Raw genomic sequence first — 20,653 nt, forward strand, 5'->3', positions numbered from 1 at the left:
CCTAAACACTTTAACTCTGTCCTAACATGTTAGTTGTAAACAAACTAGTTTGCATAAAAATAATTATGTGACCCTGAAATAAATTCAGGGTGACGGTTTTTAAGAATCATACTACAATCAACCACTAGGTACGGTTTCCCTAGAGATACCAATACTAAAAATTTGCTTTATTTTACAGCAAATTCTGTTTTGCAGTCTTCACAAATATATTTGTGTTTAATTCCCAAAGGAAGAATACTAGCAAGAAACCCCAGAATCACCCAAAAGAAGGCCTTAACACCACTCATCTTAGAATACAATTCTATTTTTTCACTATTGCAGTATGGGCAATGTAGCGCTTGACCTTCGTCATCAACGGAATACTTCTGAATAGAATCTAAAATTCCTTGCGACTTTTCTACATCTTCCGATAGCACCTTTAGTTTTACTCCTCCTATAGCATTACTCACCAATGGATCAGTGTCTATGGTATGGTTATCAGTTAAAAAAACTTGTACTCCTTCTGCCTCCAATCGGCCCTTAACAATTAGAGCCTCTGCTGAATATTGAAATTTTGCGATGGTTTTAAACGTGTCACTCATGGTTTATAATTTTAGCAAATAACCTTACTATGGTTGTTGTTGTTTTGAGGGTTTATACGAATGTAAGCAAAATCTGCCTTCTTTATTCTCCTAACTTCCGCTATGGTGTATCCCTCCATATAAGGCTTCAAAGATATCCTTTTTATTGATTGTTGGAATTACATCCCTCAAAAGATGAATATGAATATTCTTCCTTAGTTGTTCGTTTTATAAACCTAAAAACCAGCTTGCTTACACTAATTGTAAGCAAGCTGGTTTAAAAACAAATAACTTATTTAACCTTCTAAGTTGTCTTCCTTAGACTGGTTTTTTGCAACTTCTGCTTTTACCTCTTCCGCTTCTAAATCTTTGCCCTTTAAATACTCTGGCAATTGCATACCTGCCATATTAAACATTTCTTGTAATGGTGGTACCGATTTATACATCCCAGAGATAAAGTTTGCCGTAGAACCTTTGCCATCTGCAGATTTTGCTCCTGAATCCCAAACGGTAACCTTGTCTATCTTAATATTTTTAATGGCTTCGGCCTGTGTTCTTACCAATTCTGGCAATTTGTCTGCTATCAGTAATAATACGGCATCTTTAGGGTTGTTCCCCGCAGCTTTTACGATCTCATCCAAACCTTTGGCTTGTTTTGTTAATACCTCCAAAATCCCCTGAGCTTCTGCTTGTGCTTTAAACAATATGGCATCTGCTTCCCCTTTTGCAATACGTCTAGTTCTTTCTGCATCAGCTTCTGCATCTATCTCTACTTTTTTCTTATCTATTTCTGCAGGAACCACAATATCTGCCATTTGTGAGCTACGTACCCGTTCTGCCCTAGCCAATTCAGCCAATTGCTCTGCCGCATAGGACTCTTCCAATGCCTTTGCTGTTTGTACCTTTTCTGATGCTATTGCTGTACGTTCTGCTTCTGCCTCTCTCTGGCGACGTAACGAATCTGAATTCGCCACATTAATTTTGGCAATATTTTCTCCTTCTACTGCCTTTGCATTGGCTGCCGCTACTTGTGTACGCTCATCTTGAACTGCATTTGCCTCACCAATGGAACCATCCCTATTTTTCTCTGCAACAGATTTACGGGCCGCATTAATGGCGTGGGCTGCTGCCTCCTTACCCAATGCCTCAATATATCCAGATTCATCAACAATATCCGTAATGTTTACGTTGATTAACTTAAGACCTACTTTTTTAAGTTCGCTCTCGACACTATTAGATATGTTCGTTAAAAACTTGTCACGGTCATTGTTGATCTCTTCAATATCCATAGATGCTACAACCAAACGTAACTGACCAAAAATGATTTCCATAGCCAGATCTTGAATTTCTTGCTGCCCAAGCCCTAACAAACGCTCTGCAGCATTTTGCATAATTCCTGGCTCTGTTGAAACACCAATGGTAAAACGAGAAGGTACGTTTACACGAATATTCTGCTTACTCAATGCATTTTTTAAATTTACCTCTATAGAAATAGGAGTTAAATCCAAAAACTCATAATCTTGAATTACAGGCCAAATAAAAGCTGCACCACCATGAATACACCTTGCTGAATTACCAGTACCCACCTTACCATACACCACTAAAATTCTATCTGACGGACAGCGTTTGTACCTCCGTATAAAGGAAATGATAATTATAAAAAAGAATAAAATGGCTACGGCGATTGCTATTAAGCCAGCATTACCGCCCAATTGTAAGGGTACTAAAATCATATGTTTATTTATTTAGAAATTCAACTATTAATATTCCGTTATCGGTTATCTCTTTTACTTTAACAACATTACCCTGTGTTAGGTCTTTGGCTTCATCAGTAAGCGCATCTAATTCTCGCAAAGAACCTTGTACGTTAACGCTTACCTTACCAATGGAAGACCTATTTGCTCCAATGGTTAAATACACCTCACCAACCTGATTTAATGCATTTTTTAATTTTAAGGTACCGCTACTCTGCAATTTACTGAGGTAGTAAAATAATGCTGCCATTGCAATCATCATTAGGAGTCCACACACTATCGAAATAAATATCGTGAGTATGTTGGACAGCCCTGCCTCAATACAAGCAATACCTGTCCATCCAAAAATAGCCAAGAAACCCGACAAATTCTTTATGGACAAAAATTGAAATCCAACTCCAGCATCTCCTTCAATTTCGGCATCAACATCACCTCCCAAATCATCCGCATCTCCCCCAATTAACGTCAACACTAAAAAAACAATAAGCACAACTGAACCAATTAAGGCGATGCTCCAATAAATTTTTGGAAATAATTCTAATCCGACATACCACTCTTCCATAAAAATAAATTTAAATCCTTATAGAGGGCTTATGTCCTCTAACTTGTTAATTATTGAATTTGAAAGATAGTGAAAATCCACTAGGTAAAAAGCGCTATTCATTCACTTTCTTAAAACTATTTCAGTTATAAAATAGGCGCTTCATTTTCGTCAAAACAAATAAAAGAATATTCTATTTTCTACTTATTGGTAGTTATAGTAGTGACTTTGTTACAAAAAAATTAAGGGAAAGCTATTTTTGGTTCGATTTGCATAAAACAAAAAAGGAAGTTGTCATTTACAATAGTAAAAACAAATAAAAACTATTTCTTTTTCAATATCTTATTATTGTTTTTCAATAATTTTTATATATTTGTTATCGAATAACAATAATATTCATCACTTATGACCAAAAACAAACTACTGAACATTGCCATACTTGCATGCAAAGGCCTTAGAATACTATGGATTTTTATTTTTACAATCTCAACCCTATTCTTTATTCATTTTCAAATAAATAAAGATTTCTATAAGGATATGGAGATAAAATTCAATGAACCTAGTGGCTTTAATATCAGCAGTTCCGAAACATTATTTACACAAAACTCTGAAGGCGATAAAAAGTCAAGCTCTATTCAGCAAATAACAACAGCCTCACTCTATATTAACTATATTAAGTTTACCGCGGTACTGCTTTTCTATTTCTTATCACTTAAAGAATTTCAAAAGGTCATTGAGTCCGTAAAACACCTCAAAACGTTTCAATTAAACAATGTAAATTCTTTTCGACGCATAGGAAAATATGCATTCATAATTTTTATATTATCAAGCTTTACCTTTATTACCTATCAACACACAGCTACAAGTGGTTTTCAAATATCATTTACCCCACTAATTCTTATGCTATTAGCTTTTATTTTGGCTGAAATTTTTAAAGAAGGCAACATGCTGCGAAAAGAAAACGATTTAACAATATAACTATGCCCATAGTTGTGAATTTAGATGTAATGCTTGCTAAACGCAAGATGAAAAGTAAGGACTTGGCAGAAATTATTAACATCACTACCGCCAATCTATCCATTTTAAAATCGGGTAAGGCCAAAGCCATTCGTTTTTCTACCTTGGAAGCAATTTGTAACGCCTTAGACTGTCAGCCATCGGATATATTAGAATATGTGGAAGAAAATGAATAATTTTAAGCAATCAAAACTCATCCAAAATGAAAAAATCCCTATTCTTTACCTTTCTGATGATCACAACTTTTGCAACAGCACAAGCCATAAACGACGATCTAAAAAATGCGCTTAAAACAGATAACACAACTGCTTTAAAAAAGTTAATCAATTCAGAAAACATAAACAATTGCCATACAATTGAAACTTTTGAATATACAATCTTGGCACTAGCAATTAAAACAAATGCAAAAGGGTGCTTTACCAGCTTGTTGGCAGAAAAGGCAAATATAGAAAAGGCCTGTGGAGACAAAACCCCACTTATGTATACGGCAAAGTATGGCCGATTAGATATGGCCAAGGCTTTAATAAAAGCCGGTGTAAAATTAAGAGCCAGAAACAGCAAGGGAAGATCTGCATTAGACTATGCTAAAAAATATAAGCAGCAAGAAATAATGGATTATTTCACATCCTTTGATCAATAAAATGGAAGCCCTTAACGAAATCTAAAAAACATAGTAAATGCGCAAACTTCTCTTTCTTTTAACCTTCTTAAGTACGTTATATACTACTGCTCAAAAAGCCTATACATTTACCGAAATAATAGATTTAGAAACTACCCCTGTTATTAGTCAGGGCGCCACCGGAACATGTTGGAGTTTTTCTACCTCTTCCTTCTTAGAATCGGAAATTATAAGGCTTAGTGGAAAACACATTGATCTATCAGAGATGTATACGGTTCGGAACACCTATCCAAAAAAGGCTGAAAATTTTGTTATGCGCCAAGGCAAAGCACAATTTAGCGAAGGAGGCTTAGCGCATGATGTGATCAATTCTGTACGGGATTACGGGTTAGTTCCCCAAGAAGCTTACAATGGCCTACTAGGCGAAAGCACATCTCACAACCACGCAGAAATGGTTGCTGTATTAGAGGCTATGGTTAAAACCTACGCCGCCAACCCCGGAAGAAAATTAAGCAGCAATTGGACCAAAGCAATCGCTGCGGTATTGGATGTTTACTTAGGAGAAAATACAATGTCTTTTGCATATAATGGCAAGCAATACACGCCCACTTCTTTTCTTGCAATGACCAAGATTGTCCCAGAAGATTATACCACCATAACCTCTTTTACTCATGCGCCTTTTTACGAATCCTTTATATTAAACATTCCTGACAATTGGAGCAATGGAAGCATGTTTAATGTTCCTTTGGATGAAATGATGCAGACGCTAGATAACGCCTTAAAAAACGGGTTTACGGTAGAGTTAGATTGTGATGTAAGTGAACGTACATTCTCCTCTAAGCATGGTGTTGCGGTTATTCCTGCTAGTTCAGATAATAACACAAAAGCTTTGGAAGGAGTATATCCTGAACAAATCATTACCCAAGAGTATCGTCAGACTGAGTTTGAGAATTTTACCACCACGGATGACCACCTTAAGCATATTACCGGACTGTTAAAAGACCAAAACGGCACAACGTATTATAAAGTAAAGAATAGTTGGGGTACCGATGAAAGCCGGAATGCCAATGGAGGCTATGTGTTTTTTAGCGAAGCGTATATGCGTCTTAAAGCCATAAGTATTATGATCCATAAAGATGCCCTACCAAAAACAATTGCAAACAAAATATAAACGTATAGAAAATTGGATAAAACAAAAAACGCGAAGCTAAGGCTTCGCGTTTTTTAATTCTATATATGTCTGTAATTAATCTGCTAAGACAATAACTTTATTGTCTTTCATCTCAATAGTACCACTAGAAATGGCCAATACAGTTTCTCCATTACTCCCCTTAGAAAACTTACTTTCAAAAGCTTCATCTACTGTCACATTTCCTTGAATCCTAACATTACCATTTTGTAATAAGGATACAATTGGAGCGTGATTTGATAAGATTTGAAACTCACCATTAATTCCAGGAACCGTTACTGAGACAACTTCTCCAGCAAATAATGTTGCTTCTGGGGATACAATTTCTAAATACATAATCTATTAGTTTACAGTTGGCAGTTGACAGTTGACAGTCTTAAACTAAAGACTGAGCCCTGAAGACTACGAACTAGTTTACGCTTCCGCTAACATTTTATCTCCTGCCTCTATAGCCTCTTCAATAGTACCTTTAAGGTTAAATGCCGATTCTGGTAAGTGATCTAATTCACCATCCATAATCATATTAAATCCTTTAATAGTATCTTTAATGTCAACTAAAACACCTTTAAGACCTGTAAATTGCTCTGCTACGTGGAAAGGCTGAGATAAGAAACGTTGTACACGTCTTGCTCTACCTACTGCCATTTTATCTTCTTCAGATAATTCTTCCATACCAAGAATTGCAATAATATCTTGTAATTCTTTATAACGTTGTAACAATTCTTTTACACGTTGTGCACAACCATAATGCTCTTTCCCTAAAATTTCAGGAGCTAAGATTCTAGAAGTAGAATCTAAAGGATCTACCGCTGGGTAAATACCTAGTTCAGCAATTTTACGAGACAAAACTGTTGTTGCATCTAAGTGAGCAAAGGTTGTTGCAGGAGCTGGATCTGTTAAATCATCCGCAGGAACGTAAACCGCCTGTACCGATGTAATAGAACCTCTTTTTGTTGATGTAATACGCTCTTGCATTGCACCCATTTCTGTTGCTAATGTTGGTTGGTATCCTACTGCTGAAGGCATACGACCTAAAAGCGCAGAAACCTCTGAACCAGCTTGTGTAAAACGGAAAATATTATCTACGAAGAAAAGTACATCTTTCCCTTGTCCTTCACCAGCACCATCACGGAAATATTCTGCAATAGTTAAACCAGATAATGCAACACGTGCACGTGCTCCAGGTGGCTCATTCATTTGTCCAAAAACAAAAGTAGCCTTACTTTCTTTCATCACTGATTTATCTACTTTAGATAAATCCCATCCGCCTTCTTCCATAGAATGCATAAAATCATCACCGTATTTAATAATACCCGATTCTAACATTTCACGTAGTAAATCGTTCCCTTCACGAGTACGCTCACCTACACCAGCAAAAACTGAAAGTCCACCGTGCCCCTTGGCTATATTGTTAATTAATTCTTGAATTAATACGGTCTTACCTACACCAGCACCACCAAATAAACCAATCTTACCACCTTTTGCATAAGGCTCAATAAGGTCAATTACTTTAATACCTGTAAATAATACCTCTGTAGAAGTAGATAAATCTTCAAATTTTGGAGCTTCACGGTGAATTGGCAATCCATCTTTACCTGCTTTAGGTAAATTTCCAAGACCGTCAATAGCATCTCCAATTACATTAAACAAACGTCCGTAAACATCATCACCAATTGGCATTTGTATAGCGCTTCCTGTTGCTTCAACCTCAGCTCCACGACTTAAACCATCTGAAGAATCCATAGAAATAGTTCTCACCGTGTTTTCACCAATATGTGATTGCACTTCTAAAACTAAAATAGAACCATCTGCATTTTTAATTTCTAACGAATCATAGATTTTTGGAAGTTCTGCTCCTTCTTGAAACTCCACATCTATAACTGGGCCAATAATTTGGGAAACTTTACCTGTAACTTTAGACATTGCTATCAGTATTTATTTTATAAAAAAATTCTTATTTGTAAAACACAAGCCTGTAACACACAGTCCTTATGATTTTCAGGCTGCAAAGATAGGCCTTTCAATTTTAAATAAAAACTACTTTTTTGTGTTTTTTTAAGTTCCTTAAAACCTTTTCTTAAATTATAAAAAAAGCGCCTTCGAAACGAAGGCGCTTTTGCTATCACAACTCTAGCATTATTTCCTATTATTGTAAGGATATTGCGTAATTTATTTGATAGTCGTATGCCTTTGTAACATTTCCGGAGGCTATAAAGTTAGAACCGTAGGTTGCATCAATTGCCTCTAAAAACTTATTTGCCATAAGAGCATATCCTCTAGCCGTTAAATGTATACCATCTAAACTCACGAGGCCACCTCTTACCAAAGCGGTGTTTAAGGTGTAATTGTCAAATTTAATACCTGTCGTAGAGGCTTGAATCAATATCGCATTTAAATCTACCAAGGCTAATCCATTTGTGGAGGCTACTGAAGCTATTGTACTATTGTAAGCATCTGTAGCGTCTTTTATCGCCATAAGCTCATCACTATCCAATGCATTTTGATCATCGATACCACTTACTGCTCCTAAAACAAGCCCGCCTTCTTCAGGAGTAATAGCTATATTTTGTTGGAGCTTTCCTAAAACCTGAAGTACTTCTGGCGTTATCATTGCCGATCCATATCCTTGTTTTAAGGCATCTTGATCTATAGTAAGCAGCAACAACTCATTTTCAGTCATTTGTCTAAAGCCTAAAGGGTTAGAGGGAGTAACGGGAACATCGATAAGAAAGCGATTTGGCCCTTCATTAAATGTTATGGCATATTGTGCAGCTAATGCTTGTGCACTTGCCGGCGGTACGCTTTGCCCAATTAAAGCCTGGGTAAATATCCCTGCTACGGCTTGATAAAAACCAGTAAGGTTTGCTGCTTTTTCTGCATCTAAAACCAACGCATTATTAGGAACCTGAGTAAAATGAGGTAGACTTGTAATATAGGGTACATTGGTAATTACCCCTTTTGCACCGTTTGCTGTTAATTGCGCAACAATTCCTGTTAATACAGCTCCAAAAAGTCCAGGATCTGTAATATCATTTGTTCCATATTCAGCAGCATTTGGATTCCCTGTTTGGTCTACTCCCATACCACCAGAAGTAGCATAACTTAATACATCGTTACCCCCAATTTCAGATAAGGTAAAAAAGGATGGGTCCTGCTTAGCTGCCTCTCCTAACATGGTTGCTCCTGCAGAAGTAGCCATACGCCCAAAATACGGGTTTAGGGTTCCGTAACCAGCAAAGGTTACATGAAAACTCTTGGCTCCCGGAACACCTACATTATTAAAAGTGCTTCCCAGGTTAACTGTTGGATCTGTAGTTATTGTTGGCGCTGGAGCTCCCAAATCTGTATAAAACTCATCTAATCGTTGCGGTCCTTCACCATTAAAAATTAATCGGTAAGGCACTAGAACCGAAGACCCCACAGCCATTGCTCCCGTATTGTCTGCCATTAAAGGTTGTGTAAAAGGACCCCCCGAAGCATTGGCAAACATTTTTGACAGTAAATTTGGGAATGAATTTTCCTGAGCAGCCTTAAATAAAGCACCGTCTGTAAAGCCAGCAGTAAAAGAAGCCCCTAAGGCCACATAGTTTGAAAAATCTGCTGAACCTGCAGTTAAGGCTGGCAATTCTACTGCCACTACTTCTTCTTCAAGAAAATCAGCTTCCTCACTACATGCAGAAAATCCTATCAATCCTGCTAATAGCCATATATATTTAGTTTTCATAATATTTAGTTTCATCTGTTTAATTTTTTAGTATTTTTTATAAGTCAGATGTAATTCACCACGGACTATCTTAGTTCATTCTAAGCACAGCTATGGCTCATTTCATGGTATTATAGATTATTAATTGTAATTCCAACATAGTACATAGATCCAATATATCCTGTTCCAAATGCGGTAAAATACTCTTCTCCTAAAAGATTAGTTGCACCTGCTTTTAACGATGTTTTGATACTTGGTATTTTGTAGTTAATCTGTGCATCTACGGTATGAAATTCTGGAACTACACCACTTCCAAAAGTAGCTTCCCAATAATAATCGTCACTATACCTATAGGCTACATTAAATCCGAAATTTTTAAATACTTCCGTATTTCCAAATGATGCTTTAAATTTATGTTCCGGGGTATTAAAGTTGGTTTGAAAATCTGGATTAGCAGCCTGATCAAAGTCTTGCTTTGTAAACGTATAACTTCCACTTAAATCAAAATCCCCCAATACTTTTGCCGTTAACCCTATAGAAGCACCATATGAATTAACATCAGCATCTGAGTTTGTATAAGCACTGTACCTAGTAACATCGTCAAAATCAATTGCATCTATAGACAACCCTCCATCACCTACAACGCCATACAAAGGAGCATCTACCACCCCTTGAGATATAAAATCTTTATAAGAGTTATAATAAGCGCTAAAGTCTACAACTAACTTATCTATTTTACCCCTGTACCCAACCTCTACCGAAGTTACTTGCTCTGGCGTTACGATATCAGGATTAGAAACAACCAAATCGGCTGCATTCTTGGTTATTTTATACTTCTCTACAGATTGCGCACTATAGGAGTTACTATAAGCTGCACCTCCTGTTTGAGTTAGTTGATCTGGCTGAGAAGGATTGTTGACATCATAAGTTCTAGAATAACGATCCAAATTGCTAGGAGCAGACCCTACTAAAATTGCCCTACCCGCATCTAATCCAATAAATAAATCTTGGGTAGTAGGATTTCTAAAGCCTGTTTGCACTGACGCCCTTACGTTATGATTTCTATTTAGAGTTACCCCAGCTGATAATCTTGGGGATATAAATCCATCAAAGAATTCTGATTTATCATACCGTGCAGACCCTGTTAATTTTAATTTTGCTTGCTCGTTTAAATCAAATTCCTTTTGAACTTGCGTATAAATACCATATTCTGAGTATTGAATTGGGGCATCATAATCAGTATAAATGGTTCCAGAAGAATTTAGATTGTACTTTCGGTACGATCCACCTACTTGAATATCTACCACATCAATTAAATGCTCAAAATTGTAATTTGCATCTGCGTGATAGTATTTAGAAGCATCCTGAAATTTAGACCCTGTTGTTAAATCTGGATCATTAATACTTCGGTTAAAAGCCGCATTATACCCTGCACTTCCTGGTAAGAAACGCCCCGTATCAGCAACACCTCTGGCCGTGTCATGTTTTTGCTGTTCACTTAACCCTTGTGGGTTCCCTGAAAACTCAATACCAGCATAGGTCGCAATATATTCCTCAAACCATTGTTCGTCACTTTTCCATGCTCTATTGATATTAATCCCTGTAAACACCATATCATAGGAATCACCCGCCTTATCAGCTACAACATAACCCCGAACAAAAAAGTTATCATTTCTTACCTCTAATTTATGCTGCTCTTGAAAGAAGTTATCTATATTATACCTGTTTGTACCTTGGTAAATTGTAGAACCTGTTCCAACCTTACCAACATAAGATATTTCCAAATTATTGTCTAGGATTGGTCGGTAATACAAGCCCCAATCTGCCTTTACACTTTCCGCATTATAGTCGGTTAAGTCGCGCTCATTGTATCCTGTTCTACTAACCACCACATCAGGAATTGCTCCTATTCCCGAAGCAGCTCTAATGTTTGTAGATACTTCATCTCCATATACATTAATACCATCATAATTGGTACTTGTTCTAGTTCTTGTTGGGTCAATTTTATCTACTTCGCTAGTTGCTGCCCAGTCTGTTCCTTTTAAATATCCAAAGTTTACCTTGGCCGCAAAATTATCAGAAAATTTATGTGCTGCGCGAATACCAAAATCGGTATACGTATTATCTCCGGCTGCTTCTTGCGAAGTAATTCCTCGTTTAATAAACGTACTTATTCCTTGATGATCAAATGGATTTTTACTACGCATAAACAAAACACCATTAAAGGCGTTTGCACCGTATAATGCCGAAGAGGCTCCTGGCAATAGCTCTACACTAAGCACATCGGTCTCTATCATACCTACCAAGTTCCCTATAGGAAAATTTAAGGCTGGAGTTGAGTTGTCCATCCCATCTACTAACTGCATAAAACGCGTATTTGCAAAAGTTGCAAATCCACGTGTGTTTATCGATTTAAATGTTAAACTATTGGTATTAACATCTACTCCTTTTAGGTTTTCTAACCCTCCATAAAAATCTGCAGATGCCGTATTTTGTATTTCTTTAAGTCCAAAACGCTCTACGGTTACAGGGGATTCAAAAACACGCTCCGGAGTTCTAGAAGCAGAAATAACAACCTCGTCTAATAGACTAGTTGTCTCCTCAAGTTTTACCGTTACGTTTTGATTGTTAGTAGTTACATCTACCATAGCATCTGCATAGCCAATGCTTGTAATTTTTAGTTTAAACGGTGGTGTTTCGGATGTCGTTAAAACAAAATTACCATCAAAGTCTGCTACTGTACCTTCTGCCTTACCAACAATTACAACGTTGGCACTCGGTACTGGCTGATCGTCTTGATCAACAACCTTTCCTTTAATTGTTGTTTGCGAAAAACCCAAAGCACCAAAAATTAGGAAAGAAAAAAGAATTAAATTTCTCATTCTAGTCTTAAATTAAATTAGTTTAGGTTGTTAAGTTATATTAATTTTTCATTTTAGCAAGGAAAAACCAAATAAATTATGCGTGCATAGTATTTTTTTAACATAAATAGGTGTTATATTTTCACTATTCCGCAAAATTAATGTGGTATATCTTTAAATTAACAAGCTTTGTGGTTCTAATCTTACATTAGCAAACACAAATAAGCCCAGAAATTTTCATTTCTAGGCTTATTTGCATTTCTTTATGGATAGTGATTTATTCTACCGTTACTGATTTTGCTAAATTTCTTGGCTGATCTACATTACACCCTCTCATTAAAGCAATATGATAAGACAATAACTGCAGGGGTATTGTTGTTAACAATGGTGTTAAAGCCTCTAAGGTATCAGGAACTTCAATAACATAATCTGCCAAAGCTTTTACCTGCTCATCACCTGCTGTTACAATCGCAATAATTTTCCCTTTTCTAGATTTTATTTCTTGAATATTACTTACCACTTTTTCATAGTGCCCCCGACTTGTAGCGATTACAATTACGGGCATATGCTCATCTATTAATGCAATTGGCCCATGTTTCATTTCTGCTGCTGGATACCCCTCTGCGTGTATATAACTAATCTCTTTTAATTTTAAGGCCCCCTCTAAGGCTACTGGAAAATTATAACCACGACCCAGATACAAACAGTTGGGAGAGTCTTTGTATACCGCTGCAATTTTTTCAATGGCATCATTAGATTTCAAGGCAACCTCAACCTTGGTTGGTATATACTCTAATTCTGTAAGGAATTCATCTAATTTTTCCTTTGACATACTTCCTTTTTCTTGCGCTAACTTTAACGCGATTAAGGTAAGTACCGTAATTTGAGTGGTAAACGCTTTTGTAGATGCAACGCCTATTTCTGGTCCGGCATGGGTATATGCACCAGCATGTGTTTCCCTTGCAATTGTAGAACCAACCACATTACATACTCCAAAGACAAAAGCTCCGTTTTCTTTTGCCAACTTAATTGCTGCCAATGTATCTGCAGTTTCACCCGATTGAGAAATTGCGATTAAAACATCTTTGTCTGTAATAATTGGGTTTCTATATCTAAATTCTGAAGCATATTCCACTTCAACTGGGATACGCGCCAAATCTTCAAAAATATATTCGGCCACCAAGCCCGCATGCCATGATGTACCACAAGCCACAATTATTATTCTATTGGCATTTAAAAATTTATCCAAATGTTGGTCTATACCCGCCATTTTTATCAGCCCTTTTTCGGCTAACAATCTACCGCGATATGTATCCAAAATTGCTCTTGGCTGCTCGTATATTTCTTTCAACATAAAGTGATCATAACCACCTTTCTCTATTTCTTCAAGATTCATTTGCAACTCCAAAACATTAGGATATGCCACTGCATCATTCTTTATTTTTCGCAACTTTATTTCTTTGCCCAGTCTAATAATAGCCATTTCTTCATCTTCTAAATAAATTGCATTATTTGTAAACTCAATAAAAGGAGATGCATCTGAGGCAATAAAAAATTCATCTTCACCAACACCTATGGCTAAAGGACTCCCTAACTTTGCGACAACTATTTCGTCTGGTTTTTTAATATCAAAAACAGCAATAGCATAAGCACCTACCACTTCGTTTAAGGCGAGTTGAACTGCTTTACCGAGTTTTACCTGTTCCTTTTTTTGAACTTCCTCAATAAGATTTATTAAAACCTCGGTATCGGTATCCGATTGAAAGGTATAGCCCCTATTAATAAGCTCGGTCTTAATTGATTCATAATTTTCAATAATTCCATTATGAATAATAACTAAGTCTCCAGAATTTGAGTAGTGTGGATGTGAATTTACATCATTAGGTACCCCATGTGTAGCCCATCTAGTGTGACCTATACCAAGGTTTCCTTTTACTGATATGTTTTCGGTAGATTTCTTTTTAAGGTCAGAGACTTTCCCTTTCGTTTTAGATAAGTTTATTTGATTCCCATCAAATAATGCAACACCTGCACTGTCATATCCTCTATACTCCAAACGCTCTAACCCTTTTATAATTATAGGATAAGCTTCTCTATGACCTATATAACCAACTATTCCACACATATTTTTATGTTATTTAAACAATTACAAAAACTGATGATGCACAAATTTAATCAGAAAGTGCAAAAAAAGTATCAATTTACTGCTGTATAACGTAAAAATACTATAAGTGGTATGTGATTAGTCTATTAATTAGTCTCTGTATAGAAAATTTCTAGTTTCAGCTTTTTATCTTCATTTTCTGGAGTAACATCACTACCGTGCAAAATAGTACCCAATGGATTTATTACTGAATAGCTAGGTAAAAAAGCCTCAGGGTCATCATTTAACATTGCTCCTGTAATATTCGCAAATCGAATATCAGAGGTTACAGATAATCCCAAAGTAGCATTGGTAGAATCTCGAATAATAAGATTATTTAGGTATTCTGTTATTCGTATAGTATACTTTAATCCTTTTCCTGCCGTTTCTTCTAAAACACCACCGTGATTAGGCAATACACCCAAGGCAGACTCATCAATAGAAGGATCGTATTGAACAAAATACAACGGAGAATAGGTTTCAGAATTATACAGGTATAATCTTGGCGGCTCAATTGTACCACCCGCAGCATCTAATGAATTTCTATCTACATAAAAAACAAGATTAGCCTCGTTAACGATCCAATTATTTGCTTTAATTTGATTTATAGCAGTTCTACCGTTTACTTCATCAAACAATTTAATCTCTGCAAACGCACCAGCACCACCTTTTAAATAAATTTTATCTGTATTTTCACCAGTATTCATTTTATTCAGGATCTCTGCAGGATAGTCTTCATTGACGAAAATATTCACCGCATTGGAAATACTTGCATTAATCTCTAAAATATAGGTAGAATTAGCCTGCTCTATAGTATCGTCTGAAGTATCACTTACCGTATTGTTAGTATTAACTCTATCATACTCGTAATTGACTCTAATTTTTGCATTATTAAAATCTAATAACAACATAATATCTTCTGAGTTTCCTGAAGCTGAAAGGTAAATTCCTCTAATAAAATCTTGAAAATTAGTTTGACTTAACAATTCTGATTGCCCTTCTTTATCTAAAAAGTTCTCCTGAAAAAAGGCGGTATCAAGGTTCGCCATTACACCTGGAAAAAGACGTGTCGCTACCTCTTCTGACTCATCTACATCTTCCGTATCAGCATCATCTTCTTTAAAAATCAATGTTTCCATATCTGAAATGGTAACGGTTCCGTCATACAAAACATCTGAAACAAAAGTTGGTGAAAATTCTTGATTTGAATAATACGCTTGTCGGTCTACAAAGTTTGAATCAGGATCTAGATCTCTTAAAAAATAAGTAGAACGCTCTACTTTTAAATTAAACGGCTCAACTCTATTACCATAAATACTATCCAAATCGTATTGTTTTGGATAGGTATTCGCCACGGTATCAACATCTTCATTATCAAGAGTACCATCACCGTCAGTATCCGCATTTAAAGGATCTGTACCAAAAGATTGTTCTTGGATATCTGTTAATCCGTCGCCATCAGAATCACTATTGGCGTCTGAAGAATCCAAATCAAATTCATCGTCAACACCATCACTATCCGCGTCTCGTAATAGATCATCTTTTACAAGGTATGGAATGTATAACAAAACACTAGTTACGGTTTCATTTTCTGGTATCGTTGTAATACTTTCATCTGTATCTGCACCATCTTCAGTAGACTGTGCATACAATCCAAATATAGGATTACCAACTCCGCTGGCTAATCTTATCTGTGTATTCACAAAGGCATTGGTTTTTCCGTAAACAGGGTCATTAAATGTTCCCAATTGAAAAATTGGTAAATTATTAGTCTGTACTGCCTCTATTTTTTTATTATAAGCATAAACATTAAATTCTGCTTTATTGGTTGAAAAGGGTTGACCTGAAATTACGCCATTACCTATTGTTTCTAATTCATCCTCGCAGGCCACAAAAGTGGTCATTAATACAATTCCCGCTACAGCAGAAAAAATTAATTTCTTATAAAAATTCATGTAACTTATTTTAAGACTTCATTACTGTAAAAATTTGTATACGCTTCTTCAAACTCTTGAAGAGGAACGTAAGACAACACAGGTTTTTTGAGGTTGGCAATGTATGCATCTAATTCTTCTGGAACTTCTTCTGAGGCTAAAATAACTGCATCTGAATAATCTACCGCTACTTTTAACAAATTATTATAGTTAGGCGTTGCTAAAGAACTTATCTTATCTTCAGCTATTTCATCAAAACCTATCTTATTAATAATACCGCTATCTAGCTCATTATCAAATCCTTTGCCGTAAACAGAAGTTACAACTTTACTGTCTGCGAACAAGGGTTCATCAGCATAAAATTGTTTTAGATACAAAGGCACTAATGAGGCCATCCAACCGTGTACATGAATTATATCTGGAGACCAGTTTAATTTTTTTACAGTTTCTACTACTCCTTTTGCAAAGAAAATAGCCCTTTCATCATTATCTGGAAATAAATCTCCATTTTCATCTGTAAAGGTTGCCTTTCTTTTAAAATACTCTTCGTTATCAATAAAATAAACCTGAATACGTTCTTTTGGTATTGAAGCCACCTTTATAATTAAAGGCATATCCATATCATTAATTACTAAGTTCATACCAGACAAACGGATAACTTCGTGCAACTGATGCCTTCTTTCATTGATGTTCCCGTAACGAGGCATAAAAATTCTAATTTGCCCTCCTTTACTATTCACCATACGTGGTGTTTCATAAGACATTTGCGAAACTTGATTCTCTGGGAGATAGGGCATTAATTCTGAAGATACAAACAATATCTTTTTACCATTCATAGAAGCTGAATTTTATTAATCAAAAAAGCGTGAGTGCAAAATTACAAAAATTATAGAGATTAGCAGTAATTATAGTAAGTTTGCTAGCTTTTAAATTTAATTTATGCCAATATTTCACAAAACTGACGCTTTAAAAAATCATTTTTCTGCCATTTCTAAAGGAGATACCATAGGTATGGTACCCACAATGGGCGCCTTACATTTGGGACATATTTCACTAGTAAAAAAGGCTTTTAAAGAAAATAAACATACAATTGTAAGCATTTTTGTGAACCCAACACAGTTTAACAACCCAGAAGACTTAGAAAAATACCCTAAAACTTTAGCTGCAGATGTTGCATTATTACAAAAGGAAGTCTCTAAAGAAATTATTGTTTTTGCCCCTTCTGCCGAAGAAATATACAATGGCACGATAAAATCTAGTAGTTATAATTTTGGATCCTTAGAAAAAGTAATGGAAGGTGCTTTTAGAGATGGACACTTTGATGGGGTAGGAACTATAGTTGAAAAATTACTTACCCTTGCACAACCAAATACCGCCTATTTTGGTGAAAAAGATTACCAACAACTACAAATTATTAAAAAGCTCGTTCAATTAAAAAATATTCCTGTACGCATAATAGGATGCCCCATAGTTAGAGAAGAAAACGGATTAGCCATGAGTTCTAGAAACGAAAGACTAACTCCTGAACTAAGAATAGAAGCCGCTTTTATCTACAAAACCTTAAAAACTGCCAAACAAAAATTTGGCACAAAAAGTGCAGTACAAGTTACAGCCTGGGTTACCGATCAGTTTCAACAAAACAAATTATTGCAATTAGAATATTTTAACATCACTGAAGCCAACGAACTACAGCCATTTAAAAGAAAATCTAAAAACAGGAAATACAGAGCATTTATTGCCGTTTATGCGGATGACATTAGGCTAATTGACAATATTTCTTTAAATTAATTACCTTTGCCCTATGCAAATAGAAGTTGTAAAATCTAAAATACACCGTGTAAAAGTTACAGGTGCAGACCTAAATTATATTGGGAGCATCACCATTGATGAGGATTTAATGGATGCAGCCAATATTATTCAAGGCGAAAAAGTACAAATTGTAAACAACAACAATGGAGAGCGACTGGAAACATACGCCATTCCAGGTCCAAGAAAAAGCGGAGAAATTACACTAAACGGAGCGGCTTCTAGAAAAGTAGCTGTTGGTGATATCCTTATATTAATTACCTATGCACGTATGGATATTGAAAAAGCCAAAACATTTAACCCTGCTTTGGTTTTTCCTAATGAAGAAAATAATCTGCTTACCTAACATTGACTAGTTCTTTAAAAAAAACACTAAAAACAGTACTTCCAATTGCTATTGGTTTATTTTTAGTTTGGTATTCTTATAATTCTACCTCTGCTGAAGATAGAAAACAGATAATCTATTATATTAAAGAGGCCGATTTATTTTGGGTATGCATCTCTTTAGGTATGGGAATTTTGAGTCACATATCTAGAGCAATCCGATGGAATTATCTTTTAGAACCATTAGGCTACAAACCAAAAATAACAAACAACATTCTCATTATTTTAACCTCTTATTTTGCTAATTTAGGAATCCCTAGATCTGGAGAAATACTTAGAGCCACAGCCTTAACAACCTATGAAGACGTCCCTTTTGAAAAAGGGTTTGGAACTATCGTAACAGAACGAGTAGTAGACTTAATTATGTTACTGCTCATCGTTGTAACCACCTTCTTTTTGCAAACAGATATCATTATAGAGTTCTTTACAAACAAAGGTTTTAACCTTAGTAAAATAGCACTACTTATAAGTGTTTTTGGCATACTAGCAATTGTATTTATTTACTTTATCAAAAAATCCACACATCCATTTTTATTAAAAATAAAAACCTTTGTTACCGGCTTATTACAAGGGGTCACTAGTATTTTTAGAATGAAGAATAAGTGGGCCTTTATCTTTCATACTATTGTTATTTGGACTGTTTATGTTGGTATGTTTTGGGTAATAAAATATACTGTACCCGAAACCATACATTTATCCCTTAGCCAGTTATTAGTAGCCTTTGTTTTTGGAGCATTTGCTATGACCGCAACCAATGGTGGAATAGGCCTATATCCAATTGTTGTAAGTAGCGCCTTGGCCATTTTTGGCATTAGCAGCGTTTCTGGCGATGCATTTGGGTGGATTATGTGGATTTCACAAACCCTACTAGTTGTTGTTTTTGGTGCAATATCTTTTCTAGTATTACCGTTATTGAAAGGAAACAAATAATTTTTCAATAGTCAATACCCCAAAATAATGAAATATCTTATTCTAGCTTTTACCCTGTTTTTAGGGCTAAACACCTTTGCTCAAGTACAAGAAGAAATTTTTGAATCTTTTAAACTTCAAGAAAGAAGAGATGTTAGCTACTATATTCCTGTAGATTATGACGAAGAAGAGCAGCATACCCTAATAGTGGTTTTAGATGGGGACTATTTATTTGATGCCGTTGTTGCCAAGGCCAAATTCTACCATAGGTTTAATGGAATGCCGCCTGCAATTGTTGTTGGAATAAACCAAAGTAAGAATCAACTGCGCTATGAAGACTGTGCTTTTGATGCAGAAAACGGATTGCCTACAGAAAAAGCAAAACTGTTTTTTGAGTTTCTTGGAATGGAAATTATTCCAAAATTAGAAACTACCTATACCATTTCTCCCTTTAAAATGATTGTAGGTTATGACCTAACTGCTAATTTTGAAAACTACTTCTTATTTAAAGAAAACCCTTTGTTTAACTCCTATATTAGTATTTCTCCAACACTTGCTCCTGAAATGGAAAGTAGAGTCCCAGAAAGAATAAATGCATTAGACAAAGAAATTTTCTATCATTTAATTACGGAGACAGAAAAAAGCAACAGCACACAACAAATTACTCAATTACACACTGCTCTAGCGGCAATAGATAAGGAAACTTTTCATTATTATTACGACGAATATGAAACGGACCATACCTCTATAGCGGCCTACGGATTAGGCAAGGCTTTTGAAGATATTTTTGAAATATTTAAACCCATCAGCCCCAAAGAATACAAGCAAAAAATTATAACATCAGACGAACCGGTTTTTGATTATTTAAAAAACAAATACATTCTTATAGAAGAAACCTTTGGTTTTACTAAAAAAGTAGACCTCAATGATATTATGGCCATTTACGCTGCTTCTAAAAAGAAAGAAGAACCAGAATCTCTAAAAGAACTGTCAGATTTATGTAAAAAAGAATTTCCAGAAACCATGCTGGGCTTCTATTTTGAAGGAGAGTATTTAGAGGAAATAGGGGAACCTAAAAAAGCTTTGCGAACTTTTGAAAAAGCATTTGGTATGGCCGAAATAGATTTCCTAACCAAGGATATGGCGCTAGAAAAAATGGATGCCCTAAAAGCAGATTTTGGATATTAAATAATTTCAATTTTTTGTAGAACATATCTGAAATGGTGCTTCACA

18 protein-coding genes are annotated in these 20,653 nt (G+C 35.6%); 8 read left to right on the top strand and 10 right to left on the bottom strand.

Annotated elements, in window-relative coordinates:
- Nucleotides 1-167: 167 nt before the first annotated feature.
- From MWU65_RS09400 to MWU65_RS09410, 3 genes are all read right to left on the bottom strand, one after another.
- A complete protein-coding gene (locus tag MWU65_RS09400) occupies nt 168-581 on the bottom strand; it encodes a DUF2007 domain-containing protein (protein WP_247077284.1) in 414 nt (137 codons plus the stop codon).
- Between the two features lie 275 nt (nt 582-856).
- The gene (locus MWU65_RS09405; RefSeq protein ID WP_247077285.1) at nt 857-2,293 is read right to left on the bottom strand and encodes a flotillin family protein; all 1,437 of its coding nucleotides are present in this window, start codon (nt 2,291-2,293) and stop codon (nt 857-859) included.
- A gap of 4 nt (nt 2,294-2,297) precedes the next feature.
- On the bottom strand, nt 2,298-2,876 hold the full coding sequence (locus MWU65_RS09410; protein WP_247077286.1) for a hypothetical protein: 579 nt from the start codon (nt 2,874-2,876) through the stop codon (nt 2,298-2,300).
- Between the two features lie 384 nt (nt 2,877-3,260).
- Here MWU65_RS09410 and MWU65_RS09415 point away from each other — a divergent pair, with 384 nt between their 5' ends.
- The 4 genes from MWU65_RS09415 to MWU65_RS09430 are packed head-to-tail and all read left to right on the top strand — an operon-like array spanning nt 3,261 to nt 5,662.
- Nucleotides 3,261-3,833, top strand: coding sequence for a DUF2975 domain-containing protein (locus MWU65_RS09415; RefSeq protein ID WP_247077287.1), 573 nt, complete (start codon nt 3,261-3,263; stop codon nt 3,831-3,833).
- 2 nt (nt 3,834-3,835) lie between these two features.
- Nucleotides 3,836-4,048: a helix-turn-helix transcriptional regulator gene (locus MWU65_RS09420; protein ID WP_247077289.1), complete on the top strand. Its 213-nt coding sequence runs from the start codon at nt 3,836-3,838 to the stop codon at nt 4,046-4,048.
- A 26-nt stretch (nt 4,049-4,074) separates the two neighbouring features.
- Nucleotides 4,075-4,512: an ankyrin repeat domain-containing protein gene (locus MWU65_RS09425; RefSeq protein ID WP_247077291.1), complete on the top strand. Its 438-nt coding sequence runs from the start codon at nt 4,075-4,077 to the stop codon at nt 4,510-4,512.
- 37 nt (nt 4,513-4,549) lie between these two features.
- Nucleotides 4,550-5,662 carry a C1 family peptidase gene (locus MWU65_RS09430; RefSeq protein ID WP_247077293.1) on the top strand — a complete coding sequence of 371 codons (1,113 nt, stop codon included), beginning with the start codon at nt 4,550-4,552 and terminating at the stop codon, nt 5,660-5,662.
- A 75-nt stretch (nt 5,663-5,737) separates the two neighbouring features.
- On the opposite strand, the gene MWU65_RS09435 is transcribed toward MWU65_RS09430, so the two are convergent.
- The 7 genes from MWU65_RS09435 to MWU65_RS09465 all read right to left on the bottom strand — a co-directional run bounded on the left by MWU65_RS09435 (nt 5,738) and on the right by MWU65_RS09465 (nt 17,157).
- Nucleotides 5,738-6,016 (bottom strand): F0F1 ATP synthase subunit epsilon, encoded by a 279-nt coding sequence (locus tag MWU65_RS09435; protein ID WP_247077295.1) that lies wholly within the window; start codon nt 6,014-6,016, stop codon nt 5,738-5,740.
- A 78-nt stretch (nt 6,017-6,094) separates the two neighbouring features.
- On the bottom strand, nt 6,095-7,603 hold the full coding sequence (atpD, locus tag MWU65_RS09440) for a F0F1 ATP synthase subunit beta (protein ID WP_247077297.1): 1,509 nt from the start codon (nt 7,601-7,603) through the stop codon (nt 6,095-6,097).
- Between the two features lie 223 nt (nt 7,604-7,826).
- The gene (locus MWU65_RS09445; protein ID WP_247077300.1) at nt 7,827-9,404 is read right to left on the bottom strand and encodes a G-D-S-L family lipolytic protein; all 1,578 of its coding nucleotides are present in this window, start codon (nt 9,402-9,404) and stop codon (nt 7,827-7,829) included.
- A gap of 110 nt (nt 9,405-9,514) precedes the next feature.
- Nucleotides 9,515-12,265: a TonB-dependent receptor gene (locus tag MWU65_RS09450; RefSeq protein WP_247077302.1), complete on the bottom strand. Its 2,751-nt coding sequence runs from the start codon at nt 12,263-12,265 to the stop codon at nt 9,515-9,517.
- Between the two features lie 256 nt (nt 12,266-12,521).
- Nucleotides 12,522-14,369 carry a glutamine--fructose-6-phosphate transaminase (isomerizing) gene (gene glmS, locus MWU65_RS09455; protein WP_247077304.1) on the bottom strand — a complete coding sequence of 616 codons (1,848 nt, stop codon included), beginning with the start codon at nt 14,367-14,369 and terminating at the stop codon, nt 12,522-12,524.
- 125 nt (nt 14,370-14,494) lie between these two features.
- Complete coding sequence (locus MWU65_RS09460; protein WP_247077306.1) at nt 14,495-16,342, bottom strand: DUF4270 family protein; 1,848 nt, start codon at nt 16,340-16,342, stop codon at nt 14,495-14,497.
- Nucleotides 16,343-16,347: 5 nt separating this feature from the next.
- Entirely contained in the window at nt 16,348-17,157 is an 810-nt protein-coding gene (locus MWU65_RS09465; RefSeq protein ID WP_247077308.1) for a glycogen/starch synthase, read from the bottom strand.
- A 103-nt stretch (nt 17,158-17,260) separates the two neighbouring features.
- Here MWU65_RS09465 and panC point away from each other — a divergent pair, with 103 nt between their 5' ends.
- Genes panC through MWU65_RS09485 form a run of 4 tightly spaced genes read left to right on the top strand, consistent with a single transcriptional unit; the run spans nt 17,261 to nt 20,608 of the window.
- The gene (gene panC, locus MWU65_RS09470) at nt 17,261-18,109 is read left to right on the top strand and encodes a pantoate--beta-alanine ligase (RefSeq protein ID WP_247077310.1); all 849 of its coding nucleotides are present in this window, start codon (nt 17,261-17,263) and stop codon (nt 18,107-18,109) included.
- A 13-nt stretch (nt 18,110-18,122) separates the two neighbouring features.
- The gene (panD, locus tag MWU65_RS09475) at nt 18,123-18,473 is read left to right on the top strand and encodes an aspartate 1-decarboxylase (protein ID WP_247077312.1); all 351 of its coding nucleotides are present in this window, start codon (nt 18,123-18,125) and stop codon (nt 18,471-18,473) included.
- A 2-nt stretch (nt 18,474-18,475) separates the two neighbouring features.
- Entirely contained in the window at nt 18,476-19,441 is a 966-nt protein-coding gene (locus MWU65_RS09480) for a lysylphosphatidylglycerol synthase transmembrane domain-containing protein (RefSeq protein ID WP_247077314.1), read from the top strand.
- A 27-nt stretch (nt 19,442-19,468) separates the two neighbouring features.
- A complete protein-coding gene (locus tag MWU65_RS09485; protein ID WP_247077316.1) occupies nt 19,469-20,608 on the top strand; it encodes an alpha/beta hydrolase-fold protein in 1,140 nt (379 codons plus the stop codon).
- Nucleotides 20,609-20,653 lie beyond the last annotated feature (45 nt).

It is taken from the genome of Cellulophaga sp. F20128 (assembly GCF_023015805.1).
Lineage (GTDB): Bacteria > Bacteroidota > Bacteroidia > Flavobacteriales > Flavobacteriaceae > Cellulophaga.